Genomic DNA, 20,519 nt, shown 5'->3' on the forward strand with positions numbered 1-20,519 from the left:
CTTATGAACGAGGTAGATGCGCGTCCTCTAACTGAGGGGTGTGAGGGATTTGGAGCCGTGCCGGACGCTTTTAACCGGCTGTGGACTCCCCACCGTCAGGTATATATTTCTGGCGAGGAACGCCCCACAACCAAGGACAGTGCGCACTGCCCGTTTTGCGCTGCCCCGAAGCGCAGCGACGAGGACGCACTGATTGTTTATCGCGGGAAACTGGTTTTTGCGATTATGAATCTTTTCCCCTATAACTCTGGTCATATGTTGATTTGCCCCTACCGGCATATTCCTCAATATATTGATTTAACCCAGGATGAGAGAGCCGAATTTGGGGAAGTAACTGCGAAAGCGATTAGAACCCTAAAGCAGGTTGCCAACCCGGATGGTTTTAACTTAGGGATGAATCAAGGCGAGGTAGCCGGTGCGGGAATTGCTGGTCACCTGCATCAACATATTGTTCCCCGCTGGGGCGGTGACACCAATTTCTTCCCGCTGATTGCTCGCACGAAAGCGATTCCCGAGCTACTTAGCCAGGCTCGTTCCCGTATAGCAGCTAATTGGCAAGGATAAATAATGCTAGGAAATCATGGTCGCTCCTTGGCGAGTGCCGTATTCTCAAAACCGGCAAAAATACTGGCAAAAAGGGGAGTTAGTCCCAATGCGGTAACCGTTGCCGGTACTGTAATTAATGTGGCGCTAGCGATAGGCTTGTTGGCTCGCGGTTACCTAGCTTTAGGGGCGGTTTTGATTGGGGTGACCGCTTTCGCTGATTCTTTAGATGGAGTGCTTGCCCGGCTAACTAATCAGGTTAGCCAGTTTGGGGCGTTCTTGGATTCTTCTCTTGACCGCTTGGCAGATGGAGCTATTTTTGGTTCTTTGCTTTATTGGGCGATAGTGGGGCTTACCCCCGGTTCTGTGCGCACTGCCAGCATTATTTGCGCTATATGTGCGCTGGTAGGAGCGGCAGCGGTACCCTATGTTAGGGCTCGCGGGGAAGCCTTTGGGGTGGTCGCTAAAGTGGGGATAGGCGAGCGTACCGATAGGTTGATAGTGGCGCTGGTGGGTGCGGGGATAACTAACCTGGGGGCTCCCCTTATTTGTTTTCCGCTGGCTTTAGCCTGGGTAGCTTTCGCTAGTTTTGTGACCGTATGTCAGCGGATTTACTATGTAAGAAAGCATATCGACCAGTGAGAATCCCCGTTAAGTTTAGCGCTATTGCCGCTGAACTCACTCTCGGTTTACTTAGCAGTCTTCCAGTTGGTTTCCTGCATGGAGCAGCTAATCTGCTAGGCAGTTCGCTGTACCGTCTAGATACTTCCGGGGTACGTCAATATCGTAAGAATCTGCGCCAACTGGGGGTAGATGGGCGCAGTATCGAAGGTGCGGTGCGCGCAGGGATTCAGGGCTATATGCGTCTGTTTGCGGATACGGTTTTGCTGGGGGGTTTTTCGGATTCTCAAATCCGTTCTCGGGTGAGGTTACAGGGGGATACGCAAAACCTGTTGCGGGATTGTTCTCAAGGTAGCGTCTGTTTGGCGCTTACTCACTCGGGAAACTGGGATTTGGCGGGTTATTTCGCGAATCTAGAGATTAGCCCGGTGCTTACGGTGGCTGAGAAAGTAAAACCGGAAGCGCTATTTCAAGCATTTACCAAGGTTAGGCAGCAAGCAAATATGCGGCTGATTTTTGCGCAAAAGGGAGGAAAACCTTTTCCTCAATTGCTTAAAGCAGCTGGTGAAAACAACTATTTGATTCCATTACTTGCTGACCGTGACATTACTGGTAGCGGTATTGAAGTTCCTTTTGGAAAATCGAAAGCACTGGTGGCAGCGGGGCCGGCTGCCCTGGCGAAGAAACTGAAACTCCCTTTGTATTGAGCTCATATGAGTGTCGAAGAATTGGGGGAGGAGAGAAGGCGGGAATCTGCTTGCAAGTGGGGAATCGTGATTAGTGTTTCTGGTCCGCTTAAAACCGCTAAGGTAGAAACTATGACTAGGGATTGGGCACAGCGGGTTTCGCGAATGATTCTTCACTCTCCCCAGTCTTGGTTCATGTTACAAAAGCTTTTTGTATCTGATTTAGATGAACAGCGTTTGACTAGGGCACGGGAGCGAGCAAGGCAGGAGTCAGCAAAGTGAAAATTGGGATAGTCTGCCCTTATGCTTACGATGTGCCGGGAGGCGTACAATTTCATGTACGCGATCAGGCGCGCGAATTGCGGCGACGCGGACATGAAGTCTCAGTATTTGCGCCGGTAGAAACCGAATATAGTGAGGACGGTTTCGTAAACGCGGGCAAGACTTTCGCGATTCCCTATAACGGCTCTGTAGCTCGGCTAGCTTTTGGGCCGCGGGTTGCTGCTAGAACCAGGCAGTGGGTTACTACCAGCGATTTCGATATTCTTCATGTTCATGAACCCGCTACTCCCTCGGTGTCTTTAATTGCATTGCAACACGCGCGCTGCCCGGTGGTGGGGACTTTTCATGTGGCGATTGAACGTTCTTTGCTGTACACCTTAGGTAAACCGGTAGTGCAGTCAGTTAAAGAAAAACTGAGTGCCCAAATCGCAGTCTCTAGTGAGGCACGGCGTACTTTGCTTCGCTACCAGGGTGGGGACGCGGTTATTATCCCAAACGGGGTTGATTTTTCAGCTTTCGCCGAAGCTAAACCTAGGGCTACCTGGTCTGATAGTGAGCAATCCCCGGTTTTTTGTTTCTTAGGTCGTCTTGATGAACCCCGCAAAGGACTTGCGATACTGGTTAAGGCTATTCCTTTGGTGCTAGCGCGGTTTGGGCAGGCGCGTTTTTTGATTGCAGGGCCAGGAAATGCCAGTCGCGCCCGCGCCGATTTAGAACCCTATGGGGAAAATGTGCAGTTCCTAGGGCCTCTTTCGGAACAAGACAAGCTCTCCCTATTTAAATCGGCTACTGCCTATATTGCTCCTCAAACCGGTGGGGAGTCTTTCGGAATCGTGCTAGTGGAAGCTATGGCCGGAGGTTGCCTGGTGGTCGCGTCCTCTATTCCTGCATTTGAGGCGGTTTTAGAACAGGGGAGTTTAGGGGAAATTTTTATTTCCGAGGACGAAAACTCGCTGGCTGAAAAACTGCTAGCAGTGTGTGAGAATCGCCAGCAAGCAGCGCATCTGGCGAGGCGGGGACATGAAAATGTGAAACGCTATGACTGGTCAGCGGTTACCGATCAAGTATTAGAGGTTTATCGGCGCTGCCTGGCTGGCAGCGAGCAGGACCCGCCGGGCTAAAGCATATTTCCACTTAGCGGCGGGATATAAGAAAATGAGCAATAGCGATTTACCGTTAAACTAGGTTTAGCCCAGCAAAGGAGGAATAGGTGAGCCAAAACAACCCGGCATATCTTGCGGGTACTCCCGATTTAGCTGGTGTTGGCGTTACTCATGCCCAGCTGGAGCAACAATTAGTGGAGCATTACAGCTTTGATGCCCTTAGTTTGCCAGCTGATCCCCTAATTCCTCATCCGGCAGTTTCTCAGCGGGCATCTAGCCAGCCATTAGTGGTTGATCCGGGGGCGGAAAAATCTTCTAAACGTTCCCGACTAAATTCTTTTCCCTGGCTAGAACTATTTTGCTTAATAGCTGCCGGTGGAGGCTTGAGCTACTTCGCGATTTTTATCGCCGCGGAGGAATCGGTTGCTAGTACCATAGGTGCGGTAATTGCCGCCCTGGTTCCGATGGCAATCGTAGTAATTGTGATGGTGTGGCTAGATAGGTGGGCTCCTAAACCCTGGTGGCTGCTGGTAGTGGCGTTCCTATGGGGGGCAGGAATCGCCTCGATATGTGCTTTGGGGCTTAATTCTTTTTCTAGTAAGGCCTTGCAATCGGTTGATATTGGTCCTACCCCTTTCCAATCTTTCGGGATTGTAGCCACGATTGTGGCTCCGCTAGTAGAGGAATCTTTGAAAGCACTGGGAGTGATAATCATTATGTTGGCACGTCGCCGCGCAGTTAAGAGCCCGCTAGATGGGGTGGTTATTGGCGGTATTCTGGCGGCGGGATTCGCATTCACTGAAAACGTTCTTTATTTTGCCCGTTTCTATGAAGAACTTCCGCTGGTTTTCTTTATGCGCGCTATGCTAGGACCTTTTGGTCACACCGTCTATACTTCTATTTTCGGTCTGGCGCTGGGAATGGCACTCACCAGGATTCCTTCTGTTAAAACCAGGGTTATTCTCACGGTTTCCGGGTTGGCTTCGGCGGTTTGTTTACACGCTGCCTGGAATGGTTTAGCGACCTATTCTGCGACCTTGTTTGTGGTTTCTTACGTGTTTTTTTGGGGACCGATGTTCATCACTTGGCTAGTGATCAACTTGGTGGTTTCGGTGCGGCAGCGAAACGCCATTGAAAATGGTTTACAAGCCTACATTGCTGCTGGTTGGATTGATGAACGGGAAGCGCAAATGCTCTGTTCTTTATCGGGTCGGCGTCGCGCTAGACGTTCGGCACGCACTATTTCTCCGCTGGCCCGCAAAGCGGTATCTGCTTTCCAACAGGCATGTACCGTATTGGCGTTAAACTATGTGGCTAGTTCCCATCGCGGCCTTAGTGACACTATCAGCCAAGAAAATCAAGAGGCAATGAAAAAATTACTACGCGCGCGCGCCGATTTTGCTTCCGCAAGTTCGCAGGTGGCAGCGTTTAGAATGGGGCGCGCTTAGGTGACTAACCGTTTTCGGCTTCCGCGCCCTATCCCTAATCCTTTTCCGCCTTCTGGCGCAAACTCTTTGGGGAGCGATTGGCTTATTGACGAGGACGGATATCCGGGGCGGCAGGCGGCTCGGATTATCCTTTTCGATAGCCATGATCGGATACTATTAATCTCTGGTCATGATTTTTCTGATGCTAGCCACCGCTGGTGGTTTACTCCCGGAGGCGGTATCAAAGCGGGGGAGAATCCCCAGGTAGCAGCGTTAAGGGAACTAAAAGAAGAAACCGGGATAGAGCTTAATATCACCCAAGTAACCGGACCGGTGCTCTACCGGGAATCTTTATTAAAATTCCATAGTCTTTGGGCTATCCAGGCAGAACAGTATTTTCTTGCCCGTCTTGAACAAGATACGCCGCCAGCTAACGCCAGTGGTTGGACATTATCGGAAAAGCAACTGTTGGACGAACTTAGTTGGATTCCAGTTAGCGAGCTTGCGTCCTTGAACCAGCAGCAAACGATTTATCCAACGAAGCTGGCGGATTTTGCCAGTAAATGGCTTTCAGGTTGGGACGGTATCGTCCATACCCTCTATGATTAATCCAATTTAGACGCTGCGCCCATCAAAGCGGTAAAATCGGCTTGGTTATTTTGAAACTTACTATGTGAGCGGGATAAAGGAGAGCGAATGTCGGGTCACTCTAAGTGGGCTACCACCAAACACAAGAAAGCAGCGATTGATGCTAAGCGCGGTAAACTATTTGCCCGTCTAATCAAGAACATCGAGGTGGCAGCACGTACTGGTGGCGGTGATCCTGCTGGTAACCCCACGCTTTATGATGCGATTCAAAAGGCAAAGAAGAACTCGGTACCCGCCGATAACATTAAACGCGCGGTTAATCGCGGCTCGGGCGCAGAAGCTGGTGGGGCTGACTGGCAGACCATTTCTTATGAGGGATATGGTCCGGCTGGGGTAGCAATGCTGGTAGAGTGCTTGACCGATAACAAGAATCGGGCAGCCGCCGACGTGCGTACCGCCTTCAATAAAAATGGGGGAAATCTAGCTGACCCCGGTTCGGTGTCTTACCTGTTTAATCGGGTGGGAACCATTGAAGTAGAGAAAGCTGACGGCATCGACGAGGACGCTATTTTGATGGCGGTACTTGATGCCGGTGCCGAAGAAGTAGTTGAGGGCGAGGAAACTTTCACTGTTCTATGTGACCCGGCGACTTTGGTGGAGGTGCGTACCGCCCTACAAGAAGCACAAATCGAATACGATAGCGCGGAGGTACGTTGGCAAGCCACTACCGAAGTTGAGCTTGACCTCGCTAAATATCGTCAAGTGATGCGGCTAATTGACGCCCTAGATGACAGTGACGATGTGCAAGACGTGTTTACCAATCTTTCGGTTAGCCCCGAAGTACAGGCTCAATACGAGGAAGAAGAATAGGTCAATAGGACGCAAGTTAGGTTTTCTCCTTGCGCATTATTGGTATTGATCCTGGTTTAACCCGCTGCGGGATTGGAATTATTGATATGGATTCCACCCGGCAGGCTCATCTGGTTCACGTAGAGGTGGCTCGCTCTGCCCAAAATATGGCGGCGCACTTTCGTTTAGATAGGATACGTCGCCAGATCACGGCAGCTATAGAACGCTTTGAACCGGAAGTAATGTCGGTTGAGCGCGTATTTGCTCAAGATAACGTGCAATCGGTGACTTCAACTATGTGGGTGATGGGCATCGCCATGAGCGAAGCCGCCGCGCATAAACTGCCGCTAGCTATTCACACCCCCTCAGAGGTAAAAGCTGCGGTTACCGGGTCAGGGATTGCCGGTAAAGCCCAGGTTCAAGCCATGGTGCAGCGCATTTTGAAAATGGATAAAGTTGTGCGTCCTGCCGACGCTGCTGATGCTTTAGCGATTGCTATCTGTCATGGTTGGCGCGGTGACGGTCTACAAGGCGCTAGCCGAGACGGCACAGTCAATGTTTCCCTATCAGGAAAGATTTCTGCCCGGGGAGAACTTACCAACGCGCAAAAACTTTGGGCACAGGCACAGGCGGCTACTAGGCGAACAGGGGCGGTTGATCCTCGCCGTCGAAAGCAAAAAGCTTCAAAATAGGATATTTTGGTAGCTAATAGCCATTTACCAGGAATTTTTATGATTACGCATTTATCGGGAACGATTGAAGAAGTTCGCTTAGATCAAGCCACTATTGAGGTGTCGGGAGTAGGGTATAGTTTTTTTGCTACTCCGACTACGCTTTCGGCTCTAAAAGTTGGTGACCAGGTAAAACTATTAACCTATCTGGTGGTGCGTGAGGACGCATGGATTCTTTTCGGGTTTATAAAACCCGCTGAGCGTGATGTTTTCTCTAAATTAATTTCGGTGTCGGGGATTGGTCCCAAACTAGCATTGGCGGCTTTGGCGGTCTTTACTCCCGAGGAGTTGCGCACGGTGGTTAGCCAGCAGGATCTAGAATCCCTTACTAAAATCCCGGGAGTGGGAAAGAAATCAGCACAAAGAATCCTGGTGGAAATCGGTGACAAACTGGGTGAACCCAGGGGAACGCAAGCCGCTAACCTGGGGGGTATTGGCAGCGTGGGACGCGAAGAAGTCTGCCACGCCCTCGAACAGTTGGGTTGGAAAACGGCGCTGGCACAAAAGGCAGTTACCCAGGCTGCCGAGGCAAATCCCCAGGCACAAGTGCCAGAACTTTTGCGGGCTGCCTTACAATTACTGGGCAAACACCACGCATAGGGGAGTTAAGTGGAAGAAACAAACGATTGGGCAGTTACTTCGCCGCTGGGGGCAGGTGCCGATGAGGTTGAGCGGGCTGCGGAAGCGGCGCTGCGTCCTAAAGACCTGGATTCTTTTGTAGGGCAAGAAAAGATTCGCCGCCAACTTGACCTGGTGCTCAAAGCCGCTATTGGGAGGGGAGCCTGCCCTGACCATGTGCTTTTGGCCGGTCCTCCTGGTTTAGGGAAAACCACGTTAGCAATGATTATTGCCCACGAAACCGGTACTTCGCTGCGTCTTACTTCCGGGCCAGCGATTCAACATGCAGGCGATTTAGCAGCGATTCTTTCTGCCCTGCAAGAGGGCGACGTCCTATTTATCGATGAGATTCACCGCTTAGCGCGTACCGCCGAAGAAATGTTGTACCTGGCAATGGAGGATTTTAGGGTTGATGTAGTGGTGGGTAAAGGGCCGGGTGCGACCTCCATTCCGCTAACTTTACCTCCCTTTACGGTAGTGGGTGCTACTACTCGTTCTGGGCTGTTACCTGCTCCTTTGCGCGATCGTTTCGGTTTTACTGCCCATCTTGATTACTATTCCCCAGCTGAGCTACGCGAGGTACTTACCCGTTCGGCGCGGCTTATGGATGCTGAACTTGACCCCCAGGCAGCGGCAGAGATGGCAGCTCGCTCCCGGGGAACTCCTCGGATTGCTAACCGTTTGCTGCGACGGGTAATCGACTATGCCCAGGTACACGGAAACGGGGAGCTATCCCTGTCTGCCGCGAAGGCCGCCCTCGACCTATTTGAGGTTGATCCTGCCGGTTTGGATAGGCTTGACCGTTTGGTTTTGCAGGCTCTGTGTGAGCGTTTTGCGGGCGGACCGGTAGGGCTTACTACCTTGGCGGTTAGCGTGGGAGAGGAACCGGAAACTGTAGAGACGGTTTCAGAGCCATACTTGGTGCGGGAAGGGTTTATTGCGCGGACCCCTAGAGGGCGGATAGCTACCAGTACTGCTTTCTCTCATTTGGGTTTAACCCCGCCCCAGCTAGGGGAAGAAGATTCTCTTTTTAATATCGAACAGACGTAATCAGGGCGCTACTGGTCACAAAACTGGCTAAATCTGAGTGCCAAAGATGAAACAAACGTGCCTTAACCCTTAGAATCGTTAAGGTTAAGATTTTCTGATTGGAAGGTTTGACAATGAGTATGCTACTGCTGGCAGTTATTGCCGCGTTCTTAGTGATGATGATTTTTTCTTCACGCAATGCAAAAAAGCAGCAGGCACAGCGCAAAGAGCAAATGGAAAGGGACATGGTTCCCGGTGCATGGGTAATGACTACTTCCGGTTTTTATGGTCGTTATGTGGAAACCGATGGGGACGTAGTTGTCTTAGAAACCTCTGACGGTACCGAAACCCTGTGGACATCTCGGGCAATCGTCAGCGTAGGTAACCCGCCTTTTGCTCCCGATGAGGCAGATACCGATTCGGACATGAAAGCTAGCGAAAAAGATAACCAGGATAGCGCTTCGGCAATGAATGATGAGATGGCGCAATCTGATACCGAAGAGGCTGGCGACCTCAGTAAAGAGGAATCTGTGGAATCCAAATCTGAAGAATCTGATTTAGAACAACCTAACTCTTCTGACAATAACTAAACGAAATAATCGGTGTTTTAGCGGAAAGAACAACAAGTGGCTACGAAAAAATATCGGGCCGGGCGCGTCCTGGCAGTATTCCTAATCCTTGTGTTAGCTTTGGGCGGCACTTTACTGGTGGGGGTACTCACTAAGAAAGCAAAGCCTACTCCCTCCTTGGCTTTGGATTTAGAGGGCGGTACTCAGCTGATTCTCACCCCGAAAGCTAATGCTGCCTCGGGGGCAAAAAGGGCGGTAACCGCCGAAGATATCACCCAGGCGATTGAGGTTATCCGTCAGCGTATTGATGCCTCCGGCGTTTCCGAAGCCGAGATTACCTCGCAAGGTAACTCCAATATTTTGGTGTCTTTACCAGGTAATCCCTCGAAAGAAACTTTGGATTTGGTGCGTCAATCGGCAGAACTTTATTTCCGTTCAGTGCTGCGCTCGGCTCCCGGGGTTCCGCATTCGGTGATTGCTCAGCAAGCCGCGAAGCAACAAGCTGGAAAGACTGCTGCTCCGAAAACTAATGTCGATCCCAAGGCATTCGCTAAACAGGCTGCCGATATAAATAAAGACGGCAAAATTAGCGACCAGCCCGCTAGCCAGCCTAAAGATAACTCCGATGATGCTTGGATTACCGAGAAAGTCATTGAAGAGTTTTACGCTAAAGACTGTACCCAGAAGAGCTCTCTAGAGGGTGGTTCTTCCGGTGATATCAAGAAACCGCTGGTAGCTTGTGCTAGTGACGGGCACGAGAAATATATTCTCTCTCCGGCAGAAGTATCGGGTGCGCGGATTTCTTCGGCAGAATCCGGGATGGGAACTGGCGCTTCTGGTCAATCTACCGGTCAGTGGGTAGTTAATCTCGCTTTCGATAAGCAAGGCGCTACCCAGTTTGGAAACACTACCACCCGCTTGTTTAAGTTCCGCAATCAGGCTGTGCAAGGACAAAATGGTCTGCCCGCGGGACAAAACAATGACAAGAACCGGTTCGCAATTGTGCTAGACGGTTTAGTAGTTTCAGCTCCGGGGGTAAACAACGCTATTACTAACGGTAAAGCCGAAATCTCGGGATCTTTTACTCGCTCTTCTGCTACCGCTTTAGCTAACCAGTTAAAGTTTGGCTCTTTGCCGTTGAACTTTGATGTGCAATCCGAGCAGCAAGTTTCAGCTACTTTGGGTGCTAACCAGCTGCGTTATGGCGTTATCGCCGGTATCATCGGTTTGATTCTGGTGGTGTTCTACCTGATTTGGCAGTATCGCGGGTTGGCTTTAGTTGCTGTCGGTTCGCTGGTCAGCGCGGGCGGTCTGTTATACCTGGTTCTTACCTTGCTTTCTTGGTCAATGGGGTATCGTCTCTCGCTTGCCGGTATCGCCGGTGTGATTGTGTCGATTGGTACTACGGCGGACTCGTTCATCATTTACTTCGAGAGGATTCGTGACGAGGTACGTGATGGTAAAGCTCTATCTAGCGCGGTCAGCGTGGGTTGGGACCGGGCCAAACGCACGATTATTACCTCTGACCTGGTTAATATCTTGGCCGCCTGCGTCCTTTATTTCCTTGCGGTCGGTGGGGTTCAGGGCTTCGCCTTTACCCTGGGGGTAACCACCCTGATTGACTTGGCGTTAATCTTTATCTTTACTCACCCGATGATGGTGTGGCTGCTGCGTTTCAAGTTCTATTCCGAAGGTCATAAGCTTTCTGGTCTTGACCCAGAGCATTTGGGCGCGCAGCGGGGCACCTACCGTTATGTAGGCGCTGGTAAAGTACGCAAGATACGTTCGGTATATAAAACTAAGCCGGAAGAAGATTCAAACGAGCCCAGTGAAAACAAAGCTGAGCAAACAGAGGTGGCAAATAGGGATTCCAACCAGGATGATGCTGCCACAGATGAGTTAGCGAAAGTATCCGCGACGGACCAGGAGGAAGAAAAGTGAGTTTTTCAAGTTGGGGTAACGCCCTTTATTCTGGTCGCAAATCCTATAACTTTATTGGTAATCGTAAATATCTGCTGATTGCAGGCGCTATTTTAATGGCGATTTCGGTACTGGCAATGTCAGTGCTTGGTCTAGAGCGTTCGATTGATTTCAAGGGCGGAACCGAGTTCACCGTTTCTTCGGTTAGCGGCGCTGATCAAGGACCGGCGCAAAACGTAGTCAATGCCAACCCGAAACTTAAAGGCTCGACCGTTAATTCGGTAGGCGCGTCCTCGGTCAGGGTACAGTCAGTTAGTCTTGACACTAACGACAAACGGCAGGTAGTAACCGATTTGGCGAAAGCCTATAGCGTTTCGGAAGCTAAAGTAGCAGCCACCACTATCGGCCCGTCCTGGGGAGCCGACGTTACCTACAAGGCTCTGCAGTCGTTGATTATTTTCTTCCTGCTTGTTTCCCTGATGTTGTGGGCATATTTCAGAACCTGGACAATGGCGGTTTCCGCCTTGTTTGCGCTGTGCCATGACGTGCTGATTACCGGTTTGGTGCTGGCACTTACCCGGGTTGAGATTTCTCCAGCCACTATTATTGGGGTGCTTACCATTTTGGGATATTCCCTCTATGACACGGTGGTGGTCTTTGACAAGGTTCGCGAATTGTCGGTTGATTTCGAGCAGCAAACTCGTTCCACCTACGGCGAGCTTGTAAACTTGGCTATCAACCAGACTTTGGTACGTTCGATTAACACTTCTGTGGTGGCATTGCTGCCGGTGACCTCAATTTTATTGATTTCTTGGGTTGCTTTAGGTGGCGGAACTTTGCGCGATATTTCTTTGGCATTGTTCGTAGGTATGATTGCCGGTACGCTTTCCTCGATTTTGATTGCACCTTCACTGTTGATTGTGTTGCGTTCGCGCAGCACAAAGATTGCTGCCCATACACAAAAAGTTTTGGATAAACGAGCCAATGGCTCTGATATGGACGCCGAGGACGCTAAAGATACTATTCGGGTTGCTCATCCCTTAAAAGCCGGTCACCACCAGGGGCAACAGGCTCAGCCTAAACGCACTGCCAGGAGTAAACGATGATTAACCCTAAACTTGCGCCGCTAGGGGAATTGATTCGCGCAAATCTGCGCGATGTACCGGATTTTCCGGAAACCGGGGTGCTGTTCCGCGATATTTCCCCGCTGCTGGCTAACGGAGAGGCTTTTTCTAAGCTGGTTAAGGGACTGGCTGATTTTTACCGTGGCCGGGTTGATTTAGTGGCGGGTCTAGAGTCTCGGGGTTTCTTGATTGCGGCTCCGGTGGCAGTAGAGCTGGGGCTGGGAACTTTGATGATTCGCAAAGCTGGTAAACTGCCAGGCCCCGTGATTGGGATTGATTACGGTCTTGAATACGGTAAGTCCCGGATGGAGCTGCAACCTGATTCTATTGAACCGGGAGCGCGTGTGCTGGTACTAGATGATGTGCTGGCAACTGGGGGAACCGTGAATGCCTCCGCTGCCTTGATTAAACGGGCGGGAGGAAAGGTTGAATCAGTTTGTGTGTTAATGGAGCTTTCAGAGCTTGATGGTCGTTCCACTCTTGGCGACCTGCCCTGTGAAGCCCTCACCATGATTTAGCTAGATACCATTGCTTTTGTAACGCTTTTAGCTGGCAAGTTGGGGAAATGACTGCTAGGTCACTAAAATAGTTACATGAGTTCTACCACCTTTGATGAGGGCGCTAATGCGGTTCCGTCCTCTAGGGTGCGCGCGTCCTTAGCTTGGCTGACTGGACGTTCCAAAAATATAGATCCCCACATTCAAGCCCTGGTGCGCGCGCTCAGGGCGAACCACCCGAAAGCCGACATTTCCCTAATCGAGCGCGCCTATAGAACAGCCTCCCGCTGCCACCAGGGACAATTCAGAAAATCGGGGGAGCCATACATCACCCATCCGGTAGCGGTCGCCACTATTTTGGCAGAAATCGGGATGACCAGCACCACTTTAGCGGCGGCTCTACTTCATGACACGGTAGAAGATACCGACTATACGTTAGAACAGCTAACCAGCGAATTTGGGGAAGAAATCGCCCTGCTGGTAGATGGGGTAACTAAACTAGACAAAGTTACCTACGGGCAGGCGGCGCAGTCCGAAACTGTGCGCAAAATGATTATCTCCATGTCACGCGACATTCGGGTACTGGTGATAAAGCTCGGTGATCGGCTTCATAATGCCCGCACCTGGAAATATGTTTCCCCTAAATCGGCTCAAAACAAGGCACGCGAAACCCTAGAGATTTTTGCCCCCCTCGCTCACCGTTTAGGTATGAACACCATAAAGTGGGAACTAGAGGATTTAGCTTTCAGAACCCTGTACCCCGATTTGTATGAAGAAATCGATAATCTGGTACATGAGCGCGCCCCGCAGCGAGAAAAATATCTACGGGAAGTAATTGACCAGATTAAAGAAGCACTACGTCTAAATAAAATTGCTGGTCAGGTCACTGGTCGCCCTAAGCATCACTATTCCATCTATCAAAAGATGATTGTGCGTGGCCGCGACTTTGACGATATTTACGATTTGGTTGGCGTGCGGGTGCTGGTAGATACGGTGCGGGACTGCTATGCGGTTCTTGGGGAAATGCACGCCCGCTGGAATCCGATTCCCGGTCGTTTCAAAGACTATATTGCAATGCCCAAATTCAACCTCTACCAGTCGCTACATACAACGGTGGTAGGACCGGGCGGTAAACCGGTAGAAATCCAGATACGTACCCACGAGATGCATCGGCGGGCTGAATACGGTATTGCCGCCCATTGGCGTTACAAAGAGAACCCCAACGCTAAAAACGCTAAAACAACTAGCGATAATAAAACTGTTTTAGCAGATGGAGAGGAAATGGGGTGGCTGCGCCAACTGGTGGATTGGCAAAAGGAAACCCAAGACCCTGGCGAGTTTTTGGATTCGCTGCGCTATGAAATGTCTGGTTCCAGGGTGTATGTGTTTACTCCTGCCGGTGAGGTTAAAGAATTGCCGGCTGATTCCACCCCGGTTGATTTTGCGTACGCGGTTCATACCGAGGTTGGTAACCGTACGGTGGGGGCAAAAGTTGGCGGTAAATTGGTTCCCCTGGACACCAAACTGCAAAACGGTGACAGCGTAGAAGTGCTCACTTCCCGTTCGGCAAATTCGGGCCCTTCTCGTGATTGGCTAAATTTTGTTGCCAGTCCCCGGGCTCGCAATAAGATTAAAGCCTGGTTCTCTAAAGAACGACGTGAAGAAGCAATCGAAGCGGGTCAAGGCATTATTTCTGCCTATATGCGCAAGCAGAATCTCCCTTTGCAGCGGCTAATGAGCCATGACACCATGACGGCTTTAGCTTCCGATATGGGGTATAGCGATATTTCTGCGCTTTACGCGGCGGTCGGCTCTCACCATATTTCAGCTTCCAATGTGGTAGATAAGCTGATGGAGAGTGTCGGGGGAGAGGACGGCGCGGAGGAAACTCTCTCCGAGGCGGTACTACCCGCCCAGGTTGATACCCGTTCTAATACCGTCGCCGAGGGTGCTGGCATCCAAGTGGAGGGAATGAAACAGGGGGAGATTTGGACGAAGATTGCCCGCTGTTGTAACCCCTTGCCCGGTGATGAAATCGTGGGGTTTGTTACCCGCGGACATGGGGTTTCGATTCACCGCCAAGAGTGCTCTAATGCCCAAAACCTGATGGTGAATACCGACCGGGTAGTTAAAGTGTCTTGGGCAGCTCACCCAACGGCGAAGTTCCAGGTAGAGATTGAGATTCAGGCTCTTGACCGTGAAGGGCTGATTAACGATGTTACCAAGGTGCTTTCCGATTACCGAGCCAATATCTTAGCGGCGGTAGTTAATACCTCTTCGGATCGGGTTGCCAGTTCCCGCTACACTTTCGAGGTGGCTGATAGTCGCTATTTGCATACGATTTTGACTGATATTCGCAAGATTCCTGGGGTGTTTTCAGCGAACCGGACGACTAATTCTTTACGTAAACACCCGACCGGTTAAGGATTTGAGGCGGGTACGCTCCCAGGTCTGACTTCCGGGTAGGTTTGGGTGGCTGTCGCAAAAATCGCGGGTTGCGTCGGGGCTTAAGATATGTATTCCCGCCAGCTGTAAGCAGTCACCCGGTAGATATTTTTGGGTGTTATTTGTTTTCTTCTGGGCTTCTTTCGGGTATTTTCCGCTTTTCATAGACTTTTCACGAGGTTGCGTGTCGGGGATTGTAGCAGGGGAGTGCTCGGGGTAGAGAGAGATTATCTTCGCGGTTGTGGGTGCGTCCTTTGGAAAAAGGGAGCCGCGTTTTGCCGGGTTAGCCTCGTCAGTTTTATGGGGGAGGCTTCGGGGACTTACTGCTTGCAGGGTCGGTAAAACTGGTCTGCTAGCGCGCCTGGAGCCTAGGGGTTTTATTGTCTGGGGTTGCAGGAGCTGCCGGGCGGATTTATTTAGGTAAATCCAAAACCGGGAGTCTTGCGCGCGGCGCGGACGATTAGGGGAAGCTATATACAGCAGCTCAGGGGCATTACCATTGCCCGCCCACACCCAGGCAGCCGAGTTCCCGGTCAAGATGCAATCCCGGGGAATGACTGGAGCTAAGAACAGGGCGCGCCCATAGATTGAGGTTAGAGTGACTGGTTCTGCGAGTAATTCCCGGTCGGCGCCGTTCCAGATTTGAAAACGGTTACCTTTAATCAGGGAGGTACGCGCGGCCCCATGTATCACTTGGTTTCCTAACGGGTCTACCAGTATTGCTTCCACCTTTTAAGGATTTAGGGTAGAAACCTTTCCGGGAAATGCTGCAATAAGCCGGTAAGGAAAAGTATGCAACCTGGATAGCTGTGGAAAACTAGGATGCTTTGTCGGGGTTGTTATTCTTATCCCTGGTAGCGGGCTTGCGCCAAAAATGGGTTGTGCGCTTTTTCTAAACCGAACACGGTCGCTGGGCCATGCCCCGGTAGCAGCACTGTGTCCGGGTCGATTACATTTTGCAGGGTGCGCAAGGTGTGCAACATTTGTTTACTGTCCCCACCGGGCAAATCGGTTCGTCCTACAGAATCAGCAAAGATTACATCCCCGCAAAGCGCCAGTTTTGTTAGCAAGCTGTCCTCTTGATTGGAGTATCGTAGCCACTGGTTAAATGAGTTTTGAGCTTCCTGGGCGGCGGAGCCGGAAACTTTAGAAGTCTCCAACAAGAACAGACTAGAGCCTTCGGTATGTCCTGGAGCGGGCAGCAGACGCAGGAAGATTCCGGGAGCTAGCTCTACGCCCTCTACAGCGGCTATATCGGGCAGGACTTGCAGATTCTTGGGTTCTTGCCAAGGTGGCAAGTTCATTTGGTGTTCGGCTCGCTCTCGCGGGTCTAGTTTATCGGGGTGGAAACGGTATTCATCGGGGGCGGGAATATAGACCGGAGCTGAGCCGGCGACCGCGTGCGCATCCCAAATGTGGTCGGAATGTCCGTGGGTGCACAGCACAGCTGCCACCGTTGCCTGAAGGTTGTCCAATGTTGATTGAATTTGCTCTAGAGCGCCATATCCGGGGTCTACAACCAGAGCTTCTCGACTTTCATCAGGCAGCAGTATGTAGGGATTTTCGCTGTAATAGGGCGCGTACAGTTTTTCTATCCTCATGTTTTTATCCTAAAGTATGTCGGCTGTTGGCGCTTTAGGGGCTCTAGTGCGTAATATGTTGTTGGGGTAAAACATCCCACGCGCACGCGGCTTAACCTAGTCGCAGGAAGAACTGATTTAAGGAAAAAATTAGTGACTGAACAGCCTGATATGACACCGAAGCCTAAACCTGTTCCCACTCCGGGGAAGATTCATTTATCTGCCCAAAATAAACCGGTGAATACCGCTAAAACTCCTGATTTGTCTCAGGTTCTGTCCTTTGGACGGGTTGATGAAGATGGTCGCGTTTGGGTGAAGGATGGTGACCAGGAACGCCAGATTGGACAGTTCCCGGCGGAAGTTCCCGAAAATCCGTTAAAGATTTACGCGCGGCGCTATTTGGATTTAGCTGCCCAGATTTCTTTGTTTGCAGAGCGGCTTCCAAAGTTGGCTGAACGCGAAATTGATCAAACGATGAGTTCTTTACGGGAGCAGGTGAGCGAACCGGCTGCGGTTGGTGATTTACCGGCTTTACGTGAAAAGGTCGCTAAGCTGCAAGAAAAGGCTGATAAACGTAAAGAAGAGGTTGCGGCGGAGCGCGCTCAAGCCAAGGAAGAGGCGCGGGCAAACCGTGAAAAAGTAGTGGTCAGAGCCGAGGAAATTGCCGGGCAGGATTCTTCGCGCACCCAGTGGAAACAGTCCGGGCAGGAACTACGGGATTTGCTTGACCAATGGAAGCGGCTTCAGCATGATGGTCCGCGGATTGAGCGCTCTTTCGAGGACGAACTTTGGAAGCGTTTCGCGGCGGCACGTTCTTTATTTGAAAAGAACCGGCGGGCGTTTTTTAACGAGTTGGATTCTGCTCAGACTCAGGCGAAAGTCGCTAAAGAGAAACTGATTAAACAGGCGGAGGCGCTTTCTTCGTCTACTAATTGGGGCGATACCTCTCGGGCCTTTAGGGATTTGATGAGCCAGTGGAAGCGAGCTGGTAGAGCTTCCCGGCGTGATGATGATGTTTTGTGGCAGCGTTTTCACCATGCTCAACAGGTATTTTTTGATGCCCGGAACGCCCAGCAAGAAGCAGAGAGCGCTTTAGAGACGGAAAATTTGGCGAAGAAGGAAGCCATTTTAGAAAAGGCAGAGCCGCTAAAGGATTTAACCGATATTGAGCAGCTCAAAGCCAAGCTGCGTCCTTTGCAAGAACAGTGGGACGAGGTAGGTCATGTGCCGCGTGCCGATGTTGAGCGGGTAGAACGGCGTATGCGCGCGGTTGAGGATCATTTGCGCACCTTGGAGGAAGATCTCTGGCGTAAGTCCAACCCAGAGACTAAAGCTCGCGCCGAGGGTATGGCGGGGCAGCTAAAGAGCTTAATCGCCGATATTGAGGCACAAATCGAACAGGCTAAATCTGCCGGTAACGAGGCCAAGTTGAAAGAACTACAGGACTCTTTACAGGCACGGAAAGCTTGGTTGCAACAGGTGGAAACTTTCTAGTCTTAAGGTGGAGACTTTCCAGTCTAGGCATTGTTTTAGGTAAAGGAGAAAGCTGAAGATGAGTGAAGCAGGGCTGGCTCAAGCGGTGGAAAAAATGGAGCAAGCTGGGGTTAGCCCGGCAGCTATCTCGGTGTTTTCTCACTATTACCAGGTGCTAGAGGGCGAGCATACCGGTTTTATCCCGGAGGAAACCATTTCCCCGCTCACCAGTGTTGATAGCCTGGCAGATGCGCAGGTCAGTCCCGAGCAAGCTCGTGAGTCTTTATCTAAAACCGTAATGATTAAACTCAACGGCGGGCTGGGCACTTCTATGGGCATGGATAAAGCCAAGTCCTTATTGCCGGTTCGTTCGGGGCTTACTTTTTTGGATATTATTTGCCGTCAGGTGTTGGCGGCGCGGCAATCGTACGGCGTGAAATTGCCGCTGATTTTTATGGATTCTTTCCGCACACAAGCCGATACTTTGGCGGCTTTGGAAAAGCATCCTGGTATCCAAGTTGATGATTTGCCTTTGGATTTTCTGCAAAATCAAGAGCCGAAGCTGCGCGCCGATGATTTAACCCCGGTTTCTTGGGATAAGGATCCTTCGCTGGAATGGTGTCCTCCGGGTCATGGCGATATTTATACCGCGCTTTTTGGTTCGGGGTTGCTGGATAAACTGATTGACGCTGGTTATCGTTACGCAATGACTTCCAATTCGGATAATTTGGGTGCTACCCCGAGCCCGGAGATAGCTGGGTGGTTTGCCAGCAGTGGCGCGCCCTATGCGGCGGAGCTTTGTACTCGTACAGTTAATGACCGTAAGGGTGGTCATTTGGCGATTCGTGAATCTGATGGGCAGTTGATTTTGCGCGATACGGCGCAGACTCCTCCCGAGCAGATGGATTATTTTACTGATGAGCATCGACACCCGTTTTTTCATACTAATAATCTTTGGTTTGATTTGTTGAAGCTGCGTGATGCTTTGGTAGAGCGTAACGCGGTTTTGGGGTTGCCGTTGATTGCCAATCACAAGACGGTTGATCCCTCCGATCCTGACAGTCCGGCAGTTATCCAAATGGAAACCGCGATGGGCGCGGCGATTGCGTCTTTCGCGGGTGCAACTGCTATTTTGGTTCCTCGCAGTCGTTTCTTACCGGTTAAAACCACTAACGAGCTGACTTTGGTCCGTTCTGATATTTATGAGCTGGGCGAGGATTTCCATTTGCGTCAGGTTAATGACCGGAATGTGGAAGTCGATTTGGATAGCCATTTCTTCAAGAAGATTGCTGATTTTGAGTCCCGTTTTGCTTTCGGGGTTCCTTCACTTCGGGATGCTAATTCTTTTAAGGTTAGTGGCGCTTTTACTTTCGGTAGAAACGTTAAAGTTGTTGGGGATGTGGCTTTGAGCGCCGAGGGCGAGCAGATGGTTCCTGATAACACTACTCTTTCCGAGTAATTTCTGAGTTAGTTTTAGGTTAGTATCAGGAATCAATTCCGGGCTATTTTTTTGGTCGGTTTTAGAGTTGGTTTCAGGGTAATTTTTAGGTTTTTTAGGGTAATTCCTGTTCACGTTAGGTTTGATTAGCTTTAACTAGGGAATAGTTTCTGGCTAATGCCCGTAGTTTCTGGCGTTATTTCCCGTCATCTTTAACCGGGGAGCTCGTGGGGTTTGGTGGTATCCCCCTCCGGGGACGGAATGACCCACCGGGTGTGGAATTGCCCTGCGTTTTTGCTGGTTGTGTTTGTCTGGCTGACGTTATCGCCCTCCTGGTGCAAAATCGCCCTCCAGCAACCGAATCACCCTCCAATAACCGAATCTCCCTCCGGGTTTATGTGAAATCGCCGCTATTTGGGCTTGATTGCTGAATTAGGAGGGTGGTTTTGAATCGGGAGGGTGAAACTGTCGGGATTTGTCTGCTGGGTTCGGGATTTGGAGGGTGGAACTGTTCTGGGAGGGTGGAATGGTTGGGTGGTTGATTAAAACTGCTGGTGGGGTGGTGCGGAATCACCCTCCGGAGACAGAATGACCCTCCTGGTGCGGAATTGCCCTCCAGCAACCGAATCACCCTCCAATAACCGAAACGCCCTCCCGATTGACCGAGAGAGCCTGATTTTCGTAGGTTTTGCCCGGATTGGGAGGGTGGAACTGTCTGTGGAGGGTGGAATGGTTAGGGGATTGATTAAAACTGCTGGTGGGGTTTGGCAGAATGACCCTCCTGGTGCAAAATTGCCCTCCGGGTTTGGTGGGGACGGCTGGGTCATGCCGGATGGATGGCTTGGGGGTAAGAGAAGAACGAAGCCAGGGTCAGGATTGGGAGGGTGAAACTGTCTGTGGAAGGTGGAATGGTTGTAAATTGTCTGCTGGGTTTTGGATTGGGAGGGTGGAACTGTCTGGTGAGGATGGAATGGTCGGCTGGCTTTGGATTTGCAG

Annotated in this window: 20 protein-coding genes; 18 read left to right on the forward strand and 2 right to left on the reverse strand. The window is 50.9% G+C overall.

Going from position 1 to position 20,519, the window contains the following annotated elements; translation table 11 throughout:
* Nucleotides 1-3 precede the first annotated feature (3 nt).
* From QZT94_RS07820 to QZT94_RS07895, 16 genes are all read left to right on the forward strand, one after another.
* Nucleotides 4-564, forward strand: coding sequence for an HIT domain-containing protein (locus QZT94_RS07820; RefSeq protein WP_296762293.1), 561 nt, complete (start codon nucleotides 4-6; stop codon nucleotides 562-564).
* Between the two features lie 3 nt (nucleotides 565-567).
* A complete protein-coding gene (gene pgsA / locus QZT94_RS07825) occupies nucleotides 568-1,185 on the forward strand; it encodes a phosphatidylinositol phosphate synthase (protein ID WP_296762295.1) in 618 nt (205 codons plus the stop codon).
* Nucleotides 1,182-1,871: a hypothetical protein gene (locus QZT94_RS07830; RefSeq protein WP_296773333.1), complete on the forward strand. Its 690-nt coding sequence runs from the start codon at nucleotides 1,182-1,184 to the stop codon at nucleotides 1,869-1,871. Before pgsA ends, QZT94_RS07830 begins: the two co-directional genes overlap by 4 nt.
* A gap of 6 nt (nucleotides 1,872-1,877) precedes the next feature.
* On the forward strand, nucleotides 1,878-2,132 hold the full coding sequence (locus tag QZT94_RS07835) for a hypothetical protein (RefSeq protein ID WP_296773335.1): 255 nt from the start codon (nucleotides 1,878-1,880) through the stop codon (nucleotides 2,130-2,132).
* Entirely contained in the window at nucleotides 2,129-3,253 is a 1,125-nt protein-coding gene (locus QZT94_RS07840; protein WP_296762299.1) for a glycosyltransferase family 4 protein, read from the forward strand. The genes QZT94_RS07835 and QZT94_RS07840 overlap by 4 nt, the downstream gene beginning before the upstream one ends.
* 89 nt (nucleotides 3,254-3,342) lie before the next feature.
* Nucleotides 3,343-4,683, forward strand: a complete 1,341-nt coding sequence (locus QZT94_RS07845; protein ID WP_296762301.1) for a PrsW family intramembrane metalloprotease — start codon at nucleotides 3,343-3,345, stop codon at nucleotides 4,681-4,683.
* Entirely contained in the window at nucleotides 4,684-5,271 is a 588-nt protein-coding gene (locus QZT94_RS07850; RefSeq protein WP_296762303.1) for an NUDIX domain-containing protein, read from the forward strand. It abuts the gene before it with no gap.
* An 87-nt stretch (nucleotides 5,272-5,358) separates the two neighbouring features.
* Nucleotides 5,359-6,120 (forward strand): YebC/PmpR family DNA-binding transcriptional regulator, encoded by a 762-nt coding sequence (locus tag QZT94_RS07855; RefSeq protein ID WP_296762306.1) that lies wholly within the window; start codon nucleotides 5,359-5,361, stop codon nucleotides 6,118-6,120.
* Between the two features lie 29 nt (nucleotides 6,121-6,149).
* A complete protein-coding gene (gene ruvC, locus QZT94_RS07860; protein ID WP_072509706.1) occupies nucleotides 6,150-6,791 on the forward strand; it encodes a crossover junction endodeoxyribonuclease RuvC in 642 nt (213 codons plus the stop codon).
* Nucleotides 6,792-6,830: 39 nt separating this feature from the next.
* On the forward strand, nucleotides 6,831-7,430 hold the full coding sequence (ruvA, locus tag QZT94_RS07865) for a Holliday junction branch migration protein RuvA (RefSeq protein ID WP_270626795.1): 600 nt from the start codon (nucleotides 6,831-6,833) through the stop codon (nucleotides 7,428-7,430).
* 9 nt (nucleotides 7,431-7,439) lie between these two features.
* Nucleotides 7,440-8,498: a Holliday junction branch migration DNA helicase RuvB gene (gene ruvB, locus QZT94_RS07870; protein WP_270626794.1), complete on the forward strand. Its 1,059-nt coding sequence runs from the start codon at nucleotides 7,440-7,442 to the stop codon at nucleotides 8,496-8,498.
* Between the two features lie 113 nt (nucleotides 8,499-8,611).
* Nucleotides 8,612-9,067 (forward strand): preprotein translocase subunit YajC, encoded by a 456-nt coding sequence (locus QZT94_RS07875; protein WP_270626793.1) that lies wholly within the window; start codon nucleotides 8,612-8,614, stop codon nucleotides 9,065-9,067.
* 36 nt (nucleotides 9,068-9,103) lie between these two features.
* Nucleotides 9,104-10,987 (forward strand): protein translocase subunit SecD, encoded by a 1,884-nt coding sequence (gene secD, locus QZT94_RS07880; protein ID WP_296762311.1) that lies wholly within the window; start codon nucleotides 9,104-9,106, stop codon nucleotides 10,985-10,987.
* Complete coding sequence (gene secF, locus QZT94_RS07885; protein ID WP_072509701.1) at nucleotides 10,984-12,072, forward strand: protein translocase subunit SecF; 1,089 nt, start codon at nucleotides 10,984-10,986, stop codon at nucleotides 12,070-12,072. Before secD ends, secF begins: the two co-directional genes overlap by 4 nt.
* Complete coding sequence (locus QZT94_RS07890; RefSeq protein WP_072509700.1) at nucleotides 12,069-12,608, forward strand: adenine phosphoribosyltransferase; 540 nt, start codon at nucleotides 12,069-12,071, stop codon at nucleotides 12,606-12,608. Before secF ends, QZT94_RS07890 begins: the two co-directional genes overlap by 4 nt.
* Nucleotides 12,609-12,683: 75 nt before the next feature.
* Nucleotides 12,684-15,011: a bifunctional (p)ppGpp synthetase/guanosine-3',5'-bis(diphosphate) 3'-pyrophosphohydrolase gene (locus QZT94_RS07895; RefSeq protein ID WP_296762315.1), complete on the forward strand. Its 2,328-nt coding sequence runs from the start codon at nucleotides 12,684-12,686 to the stop codon at nucleotides 15,009-15,011.
* Here QZT94_RS07895 and QZT94_RS07900 read toward each other — a convergent pair.
* Both QZT94_RS07900 and QZT94_RS07905 read right to left on the reverse strand, forming a co-directional pair.
* Complete coding sequence (locus QZT94_RS07900; RefSeq protein WP_296773337.1) at nucleotides 14,988-15,725, reverse strand: hypothetical protein; 738 nt, start codon at nucleotides 15,723-15,725, stop codon at nucleotides 14,988-14,990. The genes QZT94_RS07895 and QZT94_RS07900 overlap by 24 nt on opposite strands.
* A gap of 152 nt (nucleotides 15,726-15,877) precedes the next feature.
* On the reverse strand, nucleotides 15,878-16,633 hold the full coding sequence (locus QZT94_RS07905; protein WP_296762319.1) for an MBL fold metallo-hydrolase: 756 nt from the start codon (nucleotides 16,631-16,633) through the stop codon (nucleotides 15,878-15,880).
* A gap of 132 nt (nucleotides 16,634-16,765) precedes the next feature.
* Between QZT94_RS07905 and QZT94_RS07910 the strand changes: the two genes are divergently transcribed.
* Nucleotides 16,766-18,106, forward strand: a complete 1,341-nt coding sequence (locus QZT94_RS07910; RefSeq protein ID WP_296762321.1) for a DUF349 domain-containing protein — start codon at nucleotides 16,766-16,768, stop codon at nucleotides 18,104-18,106.
* 58 nt (nucleotides 18,107-18,164) lie between these two features.
* Entirely contained in the window at nucleotides 18,165-19,544 is a 1,380-nt protein-coding gene (locus QZT94_RS07915; RefSeq protein ID WP_296762324.1) for a UTP--glucose-1-phosphate uridylyltransferase, read from the forward strand.
* Nucleotides 19,545-20,519: the final 975 nt, after the last annotated feature.

The sequence above is a fragment of the Varibaculum sp. genome (assembly GCF_008661855.1).
Taxonomy (GTDB): domain Bacteria; phylum Actinomycetota; class Actinomycetes; order Actinomycetales; family Actinomycetaceae; genus Varibaculum; species Varibaculum timonense_A.

What these genes read in the sequence shown, in the direction of transcription:
- pgsA (WP_296762295.1), top strand. Translation starts at nt 568, where the DNA reads ATGCTAGGAAATCATGGTCGCTCCTTGGCGAGTGCCGTATTCTCAAAA.
- QZT94_RS07890 (WP_072509700.1), top strand. Translation starts at nt 12,069, where the DNA reads ATGATTAACCCTAAACTTGCGCCGCTAGGGGAATTGATTCGCGCAAAT.
- QZT94_RS07835 (WP_296773335.1), top strand. Translation starts at nt 1,878, where the DNA reads ATGAGTGTCGAAGAATTGGGGGAGGAGAGAAGGCGGGAATCTGCTTGC.
- QZT94_RS07855 (WP_296762306.1), top strand. Translation starts at nt 5,359, where the DNA reads ATGTCGGGTCACTCTAAGTGGGCTACCACCAAACACAAGAAAGCAGCG.
- QZT94_RS07915 (WP_296762324.1), top strand. Translation starts at nt 18,165, where the DNA reads ATGAGTGAAGCAGGGCTGGCTCAAGCGGTGGAAAAAATGGAGCAAGCT.
- QZT94_RS07875 (WP_270626793.1), top strand. Translation starts at nt 8,612, where the DNA reads ATGAGTATGCTACTGCTGGCAGTTATTGCCGCGTTCTTAGTGATGATG.
- QZT94_RS07820 (WP_296762293.1), top strand. Translation starts at nt 4, where the DNA reads ATGAACGAGGTAGATGCGCGTCCTCTAACTGAGGGGTGTGAGGGATTT.
- ruvA (WP_270626795.1), top strand. Translation starts at nt 6,831, where the DNA reads ATGATTACGCATTTATCGGGAACGATTGAAGAAGTTCGCTTAGATCAA.
- QZT94_RS07905 (WP_296762319.1), bottom strand. Translation starts at nt 16,633, where the DNA reads ATGAGGATAGAAAAACTGTACGCGCCCTATTACAGCGAAAATCCCTAC.
- QZT94_RS07895 (WP_296762315.1), top strand. Translation starts at nt 12,684, where the DNA reads ATGAGTTCTACCACCTTTGATGAGGGCGCTAATGCGGTTCCGTCCTCT.